Origin of the sequence: Candidatus Methylacidithermus pantelleriae (assembly GCF_905250085.1) — a bacterium.
GTDB classification, from domain to species: domain Bacteria; phylum Verrucomicrobiota; class Verrucomicrobiia; order Methylacidiphilales; family Methylacidiphilaceae; genus Methylacidithermus; species Methylacidithermus pantelleriae.
Genome location: NZ_CAJNOB010000025.1, coordinates 1 through 14,653 on the forward strand (window position 1 = coordinate 1; position 14,653 = coordinate 14,653).

Annotated in this window: 14 protein-coding genes; 7 read left to right on the plus strand and 7 right to left on the minus strand. The window is 56.2% G+C overall.

The annotated features are described in order from the left end of the window. Nucleotides 1-2,242: 2,242 nt before the first annotated feature. Nucleotides 2,243-3,106, plus strand: a complete 864-nt coding sequence (locus KK925_RS06840) for a tetratricopeptide repeat protein (RefSeq protein ID WP_174583358.1) — start codon at nucleotides 2,243-2,245, stop codon at nucleotides 3,104-3,106. A gap of 380 nt (nucleotides 3,107-3,486) precedes the next feature. Next, on the plus strand, nucleotides 3,487-4,455 hold the full coding sequence (locus KK925_RS06845; protein WP_174583359.1) for a tetratricopeptide repeat protein: 969 nt from the start codon (nucleotides 3,487-3,489) through the stop codon (nucleotides 4,453-4,455). A gap of 20 nt (nucleotides 4,456-4,475) precedes the next feature. Here KK925_RS06845 and KK925_RS06850 read toward each other — a convergent pair whose 3' ends face one another. From KK925_RS06850 to KK925_RS06875, 6 genes are all read right to left on the minus strand, one after another. After that, a complete protein-coding gene (locus KK925_RS06850; protein WP_174583360.1) occupies nucleotides 4,476-4,715 on the minus strand; it encodes a formate dehydrogenase subunit delta in 240 nt (79 codons plus the stop codon). A gap of 166 nt (nucleotides 4,716-4,881) precedes the next feature. Further along, a complete protein-coding gene (fdhF, locus tag KK925_RS06855; RefSeq protein ID WP_174583361.1) occupies nucleotides 4,882-7,779 on the minus strand; it encodes a formate dehydrogenase subunit alpha in 2,898 nt (965 codons plus the stop codon). A 54-nt stretch (nucleotides 7,780-7,833) separates the two neighbouring features. Next, nucleotides 7,834-9,399 carry a formate dehydrogenase beta subunit gene (locus KK925_RS06860; protein WP_174583369.1) on the minus strand — a complete coding sequence of 522 codons (1,566 nt, stop codon included), beginning with the start codon at nucleotides 9,397-9,399 and terminating at the stop codon, nucleotides 7,834-7,836. Then, the gene (locus KK925_RS06865; protein ID WP_174583362.1) at nucleotides 9,396-9,887 is read right to left on the minus strand and encodes a formate dehydrogenase subunit gamma; all 492 of its coding nucleotides are present in this window, start codon (nucleotides 9,885-9,887) and stop codon (nucleotides 9,396-9,398) included. Before KK925_RS06865 ends, KK925_RS06860 begins: the two co-directional genes overlap by 4 nt. Before the next feature lie 697 nt (nucleotides 9,888-10,584). Then, nucleotides 10,585-11,172 (minus strand): winged helix-turn-helix domain-containing protein, encoded by a 588-nt coding sequence (locus KK925_RS06870; RefSeq protein WP_214096369.1) that lies wholly within the window; start codon nucleotides 11,170-11,172, stop codon nucleotides 10,585-10,587. Continuing rightward, complete coding sequence (locus tag KK925_RS06875; RefSeq protein ID WP_214096370.1) at nucleotides 11,153-11,479, minus strand: response regulator; 327 nt, start codon at nucleotides 11,477-11,479, stop codon at nucleotides 11,153-11,155. The genes KK925_RS06870 and KK925_RS06875 overlap by 20 nt, the downstream gene beginning before the upstream one ends. A 192-nt stretch (nucleotides 11,480-11,671) precedes the next feature. Here KK925_RS06875 and KK925_RS06880 point away from each other — a divergent pair, with 192 nt between their 5' ends. From KK925_RS06880 to KK925_RS06895, 4 genes are all read left to right on the plus strand, one after another. After that, the gene (locus KK925_RS06880; protein ID WP_214096371.1) at nucleotides 11,672-12,196 is read left to right on the plus strand and encodes a hypothetical protein; all 525 of its coding nucleotides are present in this window, start codon (nucleotides 11,672-11,674) and stop codon (nucleotides 12,194-12,196) included. Between the two features lie 228 nt (nucleotides 12,197-12,424). Beyond that, a complete protein-coding gene (locus tag KK925_RS06885; protein WP_174583364.1) occupies nucleotides 12,425-12,583 on the plus strand; it encodes a hypothetical protein in 159 nt (52 codons plus the stop codon). Nucleotides 12,584-12,962: 379 nt separating this feature from the next. Then, the gene (locus KK925_RS06890) at nucleotides 12,963-13,280 is read left to right on the plus strand and encodes a hypothetical protein (protein ID WP_174583366.1); all 318 of its coding nucleotides are present in this window, start codon (nucleotides 12,963-12,965) and stop codon (nucleotides 13,278-13,280) included. A 16-nt stretch (nucleotides 13,281-13,296) separates the two neighbouring features. Further along, nucleotides 13,297-13,575, plus strand: coding sequence for a hypothetical protein (locus tag KK925_RS06895; protein ID WP_174583367.1), 279 nt, complete (start codon nucleotides 13,297-13,299; stop codon nucleotides 13,573-13,575). Between the two features lie 333 nt (nucleotides 13,576-13,908). On the opposite strand, the gene KK925_RS06900 is transcribed toward KK925_RS06895, so the two are convergent. Beyond that, nucleotides 13,909-14,364, minus strand: coding sequence for an acyl-CoA thioesterase (locus tag KK925_RS06900; RefSeq protein WP_174583368.1), 456 nt, complete (start codon nucleotides 14,362-14,364; stop codon nucleotides 13,909-13,911). 159 nt (nucleotides 14,365-14,523) lie between these two features. Here KK925_RS06900 and KK925_RS06905 point away from each other — a divergent pair. Next, nucleotides 14,524-14,653, plus strand: a 130-nt coding sequence (locus KK925_RS06905; RefSeq protein WP_236027880.1) for a putative molybdenum carrier protein, incomplete at its 3' end; no start/stop codon positions are given.

Genomic DNA, 14,653 nt, shown 5'->3' on the forward strand with positions numbered 1-14,653 from the left:
ACGCAAGTCGAAAGATCGCCTGGATTGGTGAGACCGCGGCTTCGCCTAGGGCGGTCATAAAGACGCTTGACGTTGGCAACATGGGGAAGCTTAACCATCTCTGCGCTCTGCCCTAAAGCCTCTGCGACTTCACTCGCAGATTCTTTCCACCCTAGCTTCGGAAGCTTTACGGTTTTTTGATCAATCAAAAGCCAGTGACATCCGGCCCCGAACGAACTTAGGGGGCATCCTTGAGCAAATGTGGACAAAATAGAGCTCCCTTTCCGTTTCCCCATCATATACTCCTGCAAGGGCAACAACAAGACAACACCCCGGGGCAGACGCTCACTCCTTTGGTTGGTGGGGAATCGTTAGAAAGCCCTTCCTCAAACCACGGGCAATCACTCCCTACATGGCTAGACCATCCAACACGCCAACCGAACCATGGTGCCGGCGGCTTACGTGCCGCGATTTCGCAAGTAAAACGCGGCTAGCGGGCAATGGCCGCGCTTCCATAAGAAGAAACACGGGAGGCGGTCGATTGTTTCCCGACCGGGTATGCGCCGTTACAAGCCTCGGCCGAACATCCGACCAGAACGACCATAGGTGTTTTCCCTGATTCCTTGCAGGTAGGACGAAAGTGAGCTTCATTTGTCCACTGCTGACGGGTACGCCGGCCTCCCGCGCGGTCGGCCTGTCAGAATAGGCCCAATCCTCTCAGACCCAGCCGCGAGGCGGCGCCCTGGTGAGCACTCATGCCATGACGGCGCACATACTGGATCCTGCCGATCACGGAATGATAGCACCGCCCAACTTTGACTACGTCAACCCGGGTATGAAAAAAAAAGCCGATTTCTGCGTTGCAATTGTCTTGGCGTAAGCCAAGGAAGGGAGCGGTGGAGTCGCGCCAACGGACGCGGTCCGATTTAGGAGAGCCCTAGCCGGATCCGCCCCTTTCCGTTATGGCGGCAGACCTGGTATCTTTCCCTATCGTCCGTTTGGAATCCGAGCTTGATCCTACCGAACGTGGGGATTTCCCGCACTGAGGTCTTCGGGCAACGTCGAGGCAGAATGATGCCCACAAGAGATTTTCCAACCCGCCTTCTCTTTCTCCTGGAACGTCCCCCGGACGTGCCAAGCCAGCTGGAGGTTCTAAGCTCTGGATCACTCTCCCATGCCTTTCGCTCCTTCCGACGTTTTTCCTCCAGAACTCTAGGCCCCTTTTCTCCTTAGACCTTTCTTTGAACTCAAACGGTACTCTGGGGATCTAGCCGACTCCCATCCGGCTCCGCTCCAATCCCTCACAGGGCTTCGGGCAGATCGTTTGAGTCTAGCCCAACCTTGCCAGTAAAGGGGTCTCGTGTGTTCGCGCATCGTCCTTTGTATGCGTCCCCTCCCCCAGTACCCGGGCTCCTCTCTCCAGTGGGTGTATAGCTCTTTTTACCAAGCAAACTTCGACCTTCGCTTTTTGAGCACAAGCTAGGGCTCTCTCCATTGCGTGTTTTCAGGGCATTGTTCAAGCATTCCCTTTCGTTAGAGCCTGCTTACCGGACCCATCCCGCTTTCCAAGCCTTTTCGTGAAGAGGCTCCATCCACAGGCCTTCCCACCAGTAGCCCCTCCGAGCGCTTCCAGCTTGACCCGTAACCACCGGGGTGGGACAACTACCTTCCTACTGGGGAATGCACGCTTTTCTCCACACCGCACAAGGAAAGGGAACTACAGGCTTCTGGCGCTGGCCGCTTTTCCTCGGACGTGGCGCCTAGGGGCTTTCGAGTCTCGCCGTGCCGGCCAAAGAGTGGGCCGGTTGGCCTTCCGGGTTTGTCCTGGCGCGGTTTGAGAAGTGTCTGATTTTGCCTTGATTTTTTTTGGGAAAAAGCGAAGTTCTACAAGCGAACAATTTGCTGGGCTCAAAGAAACTTCGGGCTTTTTTGTGATTGGAAGAGCCTCGCGGGTGAGGCACGCATGTTCCGAAACGTTTTTGTCTGGTACGCTTTGCCTGTGTGGGCTAGCCGTTCCCTGGGGTTAATGGAACCGGCCAAGCGGTGGAAACGTCTTACATCGAACTTCGAAGACAGTGGGGTAAACTTCCCGGAGCAAGTGCTTGAGGGTGTCCATCCGTTGAGGGCTTTAGGCGCTGGGATGCCCCAGGAAGATGGGGCCGCACAAGTTTGGCTTTCCCGGGAACAACTGCCCACCCCAATGCCTAAGAAAGGACCATGAGCCCGTCCGATGTCCAGCCGAGATTTCGTTTACGTACATAACTTGAACCGATTCTTAGGTAGAGTAGCCATCCTGGTTGCTCTGGGTGCCATGGTAGAATTGGCTCGACCCCTGGCATGGTCGGTCGTGCTTTTGGCCTCGGTGTATGTCCTTTTCAGTCTCCTTTCCGCCGCGGGGTACTTGCATGCGTGGCTGAGGTACCCTGGGTTACCCAAAAGCCTCTTGGACCAAGAAACGGAAAACTTCCCTCCTTCTGCCCGTCCAGAAAACTTTCGCTGGAACCGTGCGAAAAAGGAACAATCCCCGTTTGGATGGGAAGACCAAAAACCCAGCGAGCCGGCAACTGGGGAGCTGCTCAAAAGCCTGTGGGAAGCTTTGCAAAATAGCCAATGGGACAAGGCTCTGGTTTGGGCAGAAAAGCTCGTTCACGCCCGTCCGGAGGATGCTTTCGGTTATGCAGCGATGGCTTGGTCGCTCAACCAGCTGGGGCGTCATCGGGAAGCCCTTCAGCCAGCACAGAAGGCCTGTGAACTCGCTCCGGAAGATCCGATCGGGCACGCAGCATTAGCCTGGGCATGGGGTGGAACCGGTCGCTTTGATCTTGCCTTAGAACCGGCTCGGAAAGTGGCTTCCCTACGGCAACAGGAAGCCCTGGCCTGGGAGATGCTTGTCTGGATTTTGGGAAACCTCGGGCAATATTCGGAAGCAGCAAACGCGGCGCGCCAAGCCTTGCGGTTGCGGCCGGGATGGCCAACGGCTCACTATAACCTGGGATTAGCGCTCCTGAAAACGGGGGATTGGGAAGGAGCCTGGGAGCAGTGCGAAACACTGCAGAAGCTCGACCCTCAACTCGCTCAACAGTTAATGACCGAGCTCAAACACGCAAACCGGGACTGGGGTTTTTAGGAGAAAAGTACGGCTTCACAAGAGGGGCCTTTCCGGGGATGAATGCCGAGCTAAAAGACAAGGCCAGTCTCTTTAAGACCGCGCGAATCCTCTATGCACGAGATCCGCGCTGGCGGGTTTGTTTGGAAACCGCGGTCGGTGGACTCCTCATGCTTTTGCTTTTCCCGCCTCGCCCGTTGACTCCTCTTTTCTTCCCGTCAAAAGTCGGAAGCCAGCATAAGTCGCTAACCGAAAGTGCCGTTTCCCACGTTCAAACCACATCCACGAATCATTCCACCGCTAATCCTCCAGCGGTAGCATCGGAGCCAGTTCCCCTCCTACCGCCCCGGGCTATCCCGAAGACCCCTCAAACAACCACGATAACAAAAGCTTTCCCCTCGGTGGAATCGAGCCAAAAACTGGCTCCGTTACGCCCCTCGGTTGCCACGATTTCGCCGTTGCAATCTCCGGTCTCGTCCCAAAAAGAGCCCTCTTCTCCAGCAAAGATCTCGCAAAGAGTCCTCGCAAGGGCTCCGCAATCCATATCCCCAGCCGCTTCTCCGGAGAATCTTTTTGCAGAGCTTTTGCATGCCCAAAAACTCCTTCGGGAAGGAGATCGCCGGCATGCAGCCCTTGTGGTTGAAGAAGTTGCCCGGAAAGCCCCACCTGACCCGAATCTTCATCTTTTCTTGGCTCGGCTGTACAACCAGCTGCGCGAGCCGGTGCGAGCTATGGCTCATGCCAGCGTTACCCTCCGGTTGGAGCCCAACAACCCACAGGCCTTATTCCAAGAGGCCCAAGCTCAGTTACTGCTTCAAGACTTCGCTCGAGCGGAAGAATGCTTGAAGAAGGTTTTGACCATAACCCCCCAGCACGCCGAGGCCCACCTGCTCCTAGCTCAAGTCTATAATCGGACAAACCGCTACCCGGAAGCAGTGTTGGCCGCACGAACGGCGACTTCGCTCGATCCTCAGCTCGCCGGAGGATACCTCCAGGAGGGAATTGCTCTCTACCGCCAGGGATATTTTCAGGACGCATTGTCCCCGATCCAAAAGGCCGTCCTTCTCCAGCCACAAGCCTTTGAGGCAAACCTGGCCCTAGGATGGATCTACCACTGTTTGGGGCAGTACGATAAAGCGGTCCAACAGGCAAAAAAGGCTCTTGAGATCCGGCCTCAAAATCCATGGCCGCACTACGTGCTGGGAATGGCCTACGCTGCCTCGGGCCGGTTAGAAGAGGCAAGAAGAGAGTACCAGGAACTGTCTGGGCGACGGCCAGCGCTAGCTTCTCGGGTTCTCCATCAAATCCTAAGAAACGCCGCTTCTAGCCCTCCAAAGGGGGAAGACTCCGACGAGCCTGATGTGGATTAGGAAGACCCGTAGAAAGGAGCTCATGACCGGCTTCGGGGTCTCAGAAGCTCCTTATGGTGCCGGAAAGCCTCAATGACAAGCGGACGTAAACCTTCACCGCCTTTTTCCTCTATGTGCTGAAGCAAGGCCTCTCGCATCCTAGGTTCCCAGGTTCGCTTGATGTGATTAGCAACCCCCTGGCGAGCAACATTCACATCCGGTTCAGCCTCAAAAAAAAGCGCAATCTGATTGGCCATTTTCACCAGTTTCCCAATCTCCATAAGCTTCCTCTTTCGAAAGATCCACTGGATAGCCTAAGAGCCCCTGCAATCCACTCCCCAGCGCCGGCCGACGATTCCAGCACCAACCGTTTTCTCCCCTTGGGTGTGAAGCCTCGGGTGCTATGCCCGAAAAAAGCCGGCCAGGCCAGCCAGCCAATCCCTACCCCTATGCGCCCCCTGGAAGAGCAACCAGCCTCTCCGGATGTTTCTTTTGACCGGGATCAGCGGTGCTCGATCGAAGAAGTTCCTCCTGCCTTCGGGAAAATTCTCGATAGCTCTCCTGCCAGTCAGAAGGCCGTGCCACCGGCGTTACTTGAACGGCAGTTACCTTGTACTCCGGGCAGTTGGTGGCCCAATCGGAGTTATCCGTCGTCACCACGTTCGCTCCACATTCCGGATGATGAAAGGTTGTATAGACCACCCCAGGTTGCACGCGGTCGGTAACCTTCGCAGGGAGTACCGTCGATCCCACCCGGCTCCGGACTTCAACCCAGTCGCCATCCTTGATGCCGCGATCCTCCGCATCATGAGGATGGATCTCCAGCCAGTCCTCCTTGTGCCACATCTCGTTGAACGTCCTCCGAGTTTGTGCACCCACATTGTACTGCGAAAGGATTCTTCCCGTTGTTAGGATAAGCGGGAACCGGCGGTTGGGCTTTTCGTCTGTGGGAACATATTCGGTTAACGCAAATTTCCCCTTCCCACGGACAAAGGTTCCCACATGCATGGTAGGTGTGCCTTCCGGGGCCTCTTCGTTGCAGGGCCACTGGATACTTCCAAGCCGATCGAGTTTTTCATACGAGACGCCACGGAACGTGGGTGTAAGGCGGGCAATTTCGTCCATGATCTCCGAAGGGTGAGAGTAGGGCATGGGATACCCCAGCGCTTCCGCCAGCATAACGGTCACTTGCCAATCCTCCTTGCCAGCTAACGGAGGCATCACCTTTCGGACGCGTTGAATCCGCCGCTCCGCGTTGGTAAAAGTTCCATCTTTCTCCAAGAAGGAAGAACCCGGCAAAAAGACGTGAGCGAACTTGGCCGTCTCGTTGAGGAAAAGATCCTGAACAATCACGCATTCCATTGCACGCAACGCAGCATGGACATGCTGGACGTTGGGATCGCTCTGGGCAATGTCTTCTCCCTGTACATAAAGCCCCTTGAAGGTCCCGCTTAAGGCGGCATCGAACATGTTGGGGATGCGTAATCCAGGTTCCGGATCTAGTTCCACGCCCCACGCAGCTTCAAACAAGGCTCGAGTTGCGTCGTCGGAAATGTGCCGGTACCCCGGCAACTCGTGGGGAAAGGAACCCATATCACAGGATCCCTGGACGTTATTTTGTCCCCGCAAGGGGTTCACCCCCACTCCTTCTCGCCCGATATTACCGGTAGCCATTGCCAAATTGGCCAAAGCAATCACGGCAGTCGACCCCTGCGAATGCTCGGTCACTCCGAGTCCATAGTAAATGGCTGCATTGCCGCCCGTGGCATAGAGGCGGGCAGCACCTCGGATATCTTCCGCGGGAACGCCCGTGATAGCTTCCACCGCTTCCGGAGAGTATTTCGCTTGGGAGACAAATGCTTTCCATTTCGCATATTCCTCCCTTTCGCAGCGTTCCATAACAAAGGCTTCGTTTGTTAGGCCCTCCGTGACAATGACATGAGCAAGCGCATTGAGAAGGGCAACATTGGTCCCCGGCTTTAATTTCAAATGGTACGTAGCCTCAATGTGGGGGCTCCGCACCAGATCAATCCGGCGAGGATCGATGACGATTAACCGCGCCCCCTGCCGCAATCGCCTCTTCATCCAGGACGCAAACACCGGATGGCCGTCCGTTGGATTGGCTCCGATGACCATAATCACGTCCGCCTTTTGGACCGAGTCAAAGGCCTGAGTCCCTGCCGACTCTCCCAGGGTTAACTTGAGCCCGTAGCCCGTCGGGGAATGACAAACCCGAGCACATGTATCGATATTGTTGTTTCCAAAAACGGCCCGAACTAACTTTTGCATGAGATAAGTCTCTTCATTCGTACACCGAGAAGAGGAGATGGCCCCGATCGATCCCCGTCCATAGGTTGCCTGGATTCGGCGCAACTCCGAAGCGGCATACTCAATGGCTTCCTCCCAGCTCACTTCCGTCCACGGGTCCGTAATTCGCTGGCGGATCATTGGCTTGAGAATCCGATCCCGATGGGTCGCATACCCAAAGGCAAAACGTCCTTTCACGCAGGAATGGCCGTGGTTGGCATGGCCGTCCTTATTGGGAACCAGACGGATCACCTGAGTCCCCCGCAACTCCACCTTAAAGGAACATCCCACCCCACAATACGCACAGGTGGTCACCACCGCTCGGTCTGGTTGCCCGTAGCTAATGATGGACTTCTCCATGAGCGTCGCCGTGGGACACGCCTGAACACAAGCCCCACAGGAAACGCATTCGCTCTGCAGAAAAGGTTCCATCTCCGACGGAGAAACCCGCGAGGCAAAACCTCGCCCCTCAAGAGTTAACGCAAAGGTGCCTTGAATCTCTTCGCACGCCCGCACGCAGCGGCTACAGACGATGCACTTAGAAGGATCAAAAGTGAAATACGGGTTGGAGGTGTCCTTAGGCAAATCAAGATGATTGGCTCCCTCAAAACCATAACGGACCTCTCGCAAACCAACGGCCCCCGCCATATCCTGCAGCTCACAATGTCCATTGGCCGGGCAGGTAAGACAATCCAAGGGATGATCGGAGATATACAGTTCCATCACCCCGCGCCGCAACTCGGCCAGTTTGGGAGAGTAGGTACGAACCCGCATCCCAGGCTCAACAGGGGTCGTACAGGAAGCCGGATACCCTTTTTTGCCTTCTACTTCGACCAGACAAAGGCGGCAGGATCCAAAAGGCTCTAGGCTATCTGTCGCACAAAGCTTGGGGATCCGGATCCCCGCCATCGAGGCAGCAAAAAGAATCGTGCTCCCTTCGGGAACCACAACGGGAATCCCATCAATTTCAAGTGTTACCTTTCTTGCCACCTCCCTTGGAGGGGGGGTTCCCCAATCGAGGTCTGTAATGGCTCTCATGATTGTCTCCTTTTAGCTCGATGTTTGTGAAAAAGCCTAAACCATGCCAAAAGGTTAGTTTCGCCAACCGATCCGCTCCCCCTTTTTTGGGTTCAATCCAAAATCTTCCGGGAACCACTCCAGGGCACTTAAGACGGGATATGGAGTTAACCCTCCCATCGCACAAAGCGAAGCAAGTTTCATAACTTCGCACAAGTCCTTGATCAACCGCAGGTTGGCCTCCGGGTTTTCGTTCTGTATGATTCGTTCCATAACCTCTTTGCCCCGCACCGACCCGATCCGACACGGAGTACACTTCCCACAAGACTCTAGCGCGCAAAATTCAAAAGCGTACCGCGCCATTTTCGCCATGTTCACTGAATCGTCAAAGACAACCACCCCGCCATGTCCCAAGAGGGCACCCGCCGCACTCAACGCTTCATAATCCAAAGGAAGATCAAACTTCCATGCGGGAATGTACGCTCCCAAAGGCCCTCCCACCTGGGCGGTTTTGACCGGGCGGCCTGTCCAAGTGCCTCCCCCAAAATCGTGCACAAGTTCTTGGAGTGTAATGCCAAAAGCCTTTTCTACCAGGCCCCCTTGCCGTACATTTCCCCCTAACTGAAGAGGAATGGTACCCCGGGACCGGCCCATGCCGAAATCTCGATAGAAAGAAGCTCCCCGATCCAAGATGACCGGGACCGACGCCAGGGTAATAACGTTGTTAACAACCGTTGGCCTACCGAAGAGCCCCTTGACCGCGGGAACCGGGGGTTTATAGCGGACGAGTCCCCTCTTCCCCTCGAGACTTTCCAGAAGTGACGTTTCCTCTCCACAAATGTACGCACCGGCTCCTATCCGTAGCTCTAGATCAAATGACCTACCGCTCCCCAGAATATCCCGCCCCAAACAGCCTCGCTCATACGCCAAGGCAATGGCTTGCTCAAGCACCTCCTTGGCTATCGGGTACTCGGAGCGCAGGTAGATGTAACCCTGCGTAGCACCCACCGCCAGTCCAGCAATCACCATCCCTTCGATCAGAGTTAGGGGATCTCCCTCCATGAGCATCCGGTCAGAAAACGATCCCGAGTCCCCCTCATCGGCATTGCAAACAATGTATTTTTGGTCCGCGGGAGTGCTCAGGACCGTTTTCCACTTAATTCCGGTCGGGAAAGCAGCTCCTCCCCGCCCCCGCAACCCGGAGTCAGAAACCTCTCGAACAATCTCTTCCGGCGCCATCTCCAGGGCTTTGTTCAGGCCGCGCAATCCCCCGTGCGCCAGATAATCGCTCCAGGAAAGGGGGTCAATACGACCGACCCGAGCAAATGTAAGACGCTCCTGTTTCTTTAAGTAGGAGATTTCCTCAGTCACACCCCGGCACAGCGGATGGTTTTTGCCCTCCAAAAACCCAGCTTCCCATAACCCCGGAATATCCTCCACAGCGACCGGGCCATAGGCTATTCGTTTTTCACCGACCTCTACCTCAACCAGAGGTTCTAGCCAAAGAAGACCCCAGGAGCCATTGCGAACCACGCAAATCTCTTCCCCCCGACGCTCCGCCTCCCGAACCAAGGTAGCAGCCACTTCATCCGCCCCCATAGCCACAGCCGTCGTATCCCGAGGAACAAAGACTCTCTTCATGTTGAACTCTGACACCGCTCCACCATATGTTTCAGCCTCTCCTTGGTCATCCGGCCATACACCCGGCCGTCGAGCATCACCGAAGGGGGGCACGCGCAATTCCCCAGGCAATAGACCGGTTCTAGAGTGAGCGACCCATCTAGGGTCGTCTCATGGAAATCCACCGCCAAAAGCCTCTTAGCATAATCCGTTAGCTCCACGCACCCCAAAGCCTGGCAAGCCTCCGCTTGACAAATTTTTAGAATGTGTCGGCCAGGAGGATGGCGACGAAAATCGTGATAAAAGGTCACCACGCCGTACACTTCGGCACGCGAAAGGTTTAATTCCTGAGCGACAAGACCGATAGCTTCCTTGGGAATGTAGCCAAAGCGATCTTGAATAGCCCTTAAAACCGGTAGAAGAGCGCCGGGAAGATGCTTGAGCGGCGCAACGACCGACCGCACCACCTCTGGATCCACTCCATTGTGCGCGTTTCCTTGGACTGCCATAGTGGCGTTTTTGGAACATAACCGTTCCCCACAAAAGGAGTCAATGGAAAATAGGTTGTATTTTGTTATCGAATCTTAGTTTTTTGGAAAAAGTATCTTTTGTCACCCCCAACGGGCCCCAATTCCCCATTCTTGGCTTTGCTCCGCGTCATCCCTCTTTTTTCTTCCTAGCCTTTCGTGCCTAAGGCCAGAAACGCCAGCGATTTTGTAAGCGATTGGTGATAAGAGACGCCCACCGAGAAAGAGTCGATAAGGGTAACCAGACCAAAGAGTTATCCAGCCTGGAGCAACCCAAAAAAGGAGCACAAAGAGACCCCGGCCACCGTCGCTTGAGGAAAAGGCTACTTTTATCATGCGCGCATCCAAAACGTGGGCACAGGGGTTAGGGCTACATTTCCGCAAGGCGTTTGACGTTATCCATAAAACAAGCAAGCTAGCAGAACCCCACGTGGATATGTCCCCGGAGCCGGACACCTTGCAAAACCCATGAGACACTCGATCCACACCCAAAACCAGTTCCACCGTTTGGCAAAAAGCCCGGCATCCAGGCGGCAACGCTTGTGGACAGGGAAGTTCTTTCCTCTAGTCCCCCTGCTTGTGACCTTGACCCACCCTCGACCTTTCGCAGTGCCTATCCGCCCAACGAGATTCGTAACCTCGATGGGATTCGGAAACCCTCCGACCTGAATGAGCAAAACTACCCCCCTTCCCTGTGCCATGGTTCCATTTGTTTCCTGTCCTCATAGCTCGTTTGCACCAGCCCCGTGCTTACGCCGCCCACTGTTACTGCGATCGCCCAATCACGAGCTTTCAACCCGCAATCTTCCGAGAGGCACGCGGCCAACACGGAATCGCTTGCTCGCTGGATAGCAACGTTTATTCGGCCCGCAACCGGTATCCTACGCCGGGCTCGGTCAAAAGAAAGCTTGGGGCAAGCAGCATCCTCTTCGATCTTATCCCGAAGGCGGGCCATGTAGACTCTAAGGTAGCGAACTTCCTTTTCGTAGGCAGGACCCCAAACGTTGCGCAACAGATAGGAGTGAGTAAGAACACGACCCGGATAGCGAGCCAGGAGGGCCAACTGGGCGTATTCGGTGCTGGTAAGATGAATCCTTTGGCCACGGACCTGTACGTCCCGGTTGACAAAATCGACCATAAGGCCGCCGGAGGACAAAAGAGGGCTTTGCTCCCGTTCTGTCACTCTTCGAAGGGTTGCTCGGATACGTGCTATGAGTTCCCCGACGCTAAACGGTTTCGTTATATAGTCATCGGCACCAAGGTCCAATGGTTGAATCGTTTCTTCTTCTCGGCCCCGCAACCGTCACGATCATCATGGGTAGCCGGCTCCATTCGCGAATCGGTTTGACCAGTTGCATTCCATCGAGATCCGGCAAACCAAGATCAAGAAGGACAAGATCAGGACGAAACTGTGCTGTTTGAAGAAGCCCCTCTTGCGCATTCGTTGCCTCCTCGCAATGGTATGCCTCCTTTTCTAGGATCAGCCGCAAGAGCCAACGGACACCTCGCTCGTCTTCTACGAAAAGGATCCAACGGGAAGCAGGGGACGATGGAATCGGCCTTACGGGGTCCATTGGCAAGGGGCTCCCGAGACCTACGGCCGGTTTGCGTTCTGGCAACCACAAGGTAGTTGAGAGAAACGGAGACAGCAAAAAAGACGGTAGCCAAAAGCGAAAAAGATAGGGACACAGAAGGCTCCTCATGGCGTATATCCGCATGAAGTTGAGTGCGTGGGCCAACCGAGAGGATGTTGGCTACAAGACCGCTTGGCGGATGCGGAAGGAGGGGCGTTTGCCTCTTCCGGCAGAGTAGTTGCCGATCGGAACGGTAATCATGCATGCGGAGGCGGCACCACCCGATGGCGTGGCCTTCTACGCGCGGGCGTCCGAGCGCCGATCCAAAAGCGGATTTGGAGAGACCATTGGCTTGGGTTCTCGGAGTTTGCCTTCAAGCAAACCGTTGCGGATCGTCAAGGCCGTCAAGGAGGTGGCCTCTGGAATGAACGGCCATGGAGAGGGCTCATTGGGCAGGTCTATGATCCGAAGGTCTGCGTCATCCTGGTCGAGGAGCGCGAGCGGCTGATGCGCTTCGGTTTCGAGTGCCGGGAAGGAGCATTGGGCGCGCTGAGTCGATCGATCATGGTGGTGGTGGTGGTGCTGGTGGACCCGAGTGAAATGGCCGACCATATCGCGCCCGAGCGGGATGACCAGATCGTTTCCTTGTGTGCCAGGCGTTACGGCAAGAGATCCGCGCGGAACTGTGCCAAGAAGGCGCTCGCCGGGGTCGCATGAGCAAGCTCCCTCTTTTTCCTTACCAGACGCAATTGGGGATGACGCCCGAGCAGGGGGCGTTGCCTGCCACCTGTGGGCGCTCTACCCGCGAGCGGGAGCAGAGTTTTTCTGCCAGATGCGGGCTAGCGTTTCCCTCAAGAAGCTTACGCGGTCCTTTCTGCCGCGGTTTGGCTTGACCACCCGAGAGTTCCATGCCTTCCGGGTCCCGAGCTCAAAGGAAAAATCGCTTTGATCGGGGAAAGGCGGCCGGAGCTCATTGAGGAAGTAAAGGAGGGGATCCGGAGAGCACAGAAGGTGATCCGCAAGCATCGAGGAAAAAAGCCGGGATCGAACGTTTTGCACGAGAAAAAGCGACAGCTGGCCATACTGTGGAGGGACCAGGCTTGACGCACTCCTGGCCGAAGAGAAGTCCCGAGCGGGTGGGCCTCTATTTCGGCTCCCGCCGCCTCTTCCCGCAAAGAGTTTTTCCTTGGAAGAACACCGATACGCCAACCGTGCGAACCGCAAGGAGGATCGGCGGACGGAGCGTAGTAGCCCGTTCTGTGTGGTCGGGTCGAAGACGAGGCCGCCGGCGACGAATCCTGCCAAGCCATGCTATCCCCGGACGGGAGCCTATCGGCTCGCGGTTGCGGCTGCCGGACGGATGGGGGAGCCCGCGCCGATATGTGGTTCTTGAGGGCGTGCGCTTTCGCCTACGGCCTGGAGAGGATACTCCAGGCGCTCGCCGCCAGGCCCGATGGTGACCGCGCCATCAAAAGTCGGAAACTTGTCCGGAAGCGAGAGGGATTTTGCGCTTGAGCTACTTCTTCGTGCGGGACCGAAGGGCGTGGCGCCCGTTTGCGAGCTTCGAAACACGGACCCCTTTTCTTTGGTGACACGCCGCCTTAGTGGAGGGGTCGGCATCGAGATCAACGAGGATCATCCCGCCTTGGGCGAAACGCACTGCTTTGGCAATCTCGCGACCATCCGCGAGATCGGACTGAATCTCCATGGCAAGCGCAAGCACGAGGCCAAAGCGATTTTTGCTCGTGCGTGCAAGGACATCCGCCCGGGCGTTGCACCGAATCGGGTAAGGTGTTGGTGACCGAAACGATGGGATCTTGGCAGGAAGAAGGCTTGAGCTTGAGTCACTGGCTCCCGTTCGCACTCGCTCGCTCTCTTCCTTCCCCTACGCCAAGGCAATCGCAATTGCTCAAAGCCGGCTTTTTTTTCGCACGGCAGTCGAGGTGATTCAATTCGACCTGGCCCTCGCGTCTGTGATGGGTGCGGTCAACTACGCGCGTCGTCATGGCACAGGTTTTTTGCCACGGCGCCGCATCGTCCCCTCGCCCGGAGAAGATGGGTTCTTTGCGCACACCCATTCGTGCGAGAGGCGGTAGTGCCCACCCGCAGCGGTGGTCATGTCACCTCGGCCCTACCCGCAAGCCATCGGACGAAGCATGTATGCTCGTTCTGGGCGGGGCCTCCGAACAGACCCGAAGCGGCACATGCAGCGGATACCCGGTCGAGGCGCGATCGACGCCCCCCGCGCCTCTGTCCCCGAAAACGCGGGACTGGCCGCTACCAGGGCTTTGCCGGTGAAACCTCGGCACGCGAATCGTCCGTAGCGCTGTTCGGCTGCGGTCCTGGACGATTTTCCTTGGTTCGGGGAACGGTTGTCTATAGTTTTAGCAACGGCACGAATCGACCATCCCTTTTTGGGGCAAAAGCTCTTAGGAGTCCTTTCCTGTGCGAAAAGGTCGCCCCAGCAGCTCAGGATAAGCCTCTCGCCAAGCTTGGGGCGTCCGCGCCGGCTTCCCTTGCAGAAGGTCTACACAAGCCAGTCGCTGGCGGCACCAAGCAAGACGCTGTCCCGTTTCTACCGAAACAATTTCCAACTGGATCCCGAAGGAAGCTCTTTCCAAGCTGACGAGACGAGCACGAATGAGGAGGTCGTCTCCCAGCCGGGCAGGTTTTTCGTACCGGATCTCCGTCCATACAACGACAGGCACGACTCTCCCGCTTCCCATTTCCCTAAGCGTCCATCCAAGGCATTCAGCCAGGTCACACCGCGCGATTTCCACAAAACGCAGATAGGCAAGGTTATGAACGACGCCGGCGGCATCCGTGTCAAAGTAATGCACTCGGACACGGGTCAAGCTTTCCGGAATTTTCGGTAGACCAGGCATAAGAGTTTCCTTCGGAACAAGGTTCGGGCTAGCGCTCCGTTTTTGATAGAGTGGTCCTTTTTGAGAAATTTTGACAAGCCTTCTTGCTGGCCAGAACGACTCGCATCCCAGAATAATGTTTACTTAAGGCAAGGCCCTTAGTCCCATGGAAGTCCTCAAGTGATAGAAAAGATTGTTTCCGGCGGCCAGACCGGTGCGGATCGCGCAGCACTGGACTGGGCTATCGCAACCCATATTCCCCACGGAGGCTGGTGCCCTCTGGGGCGCCAAGCCGAAGATGGAGAGATTG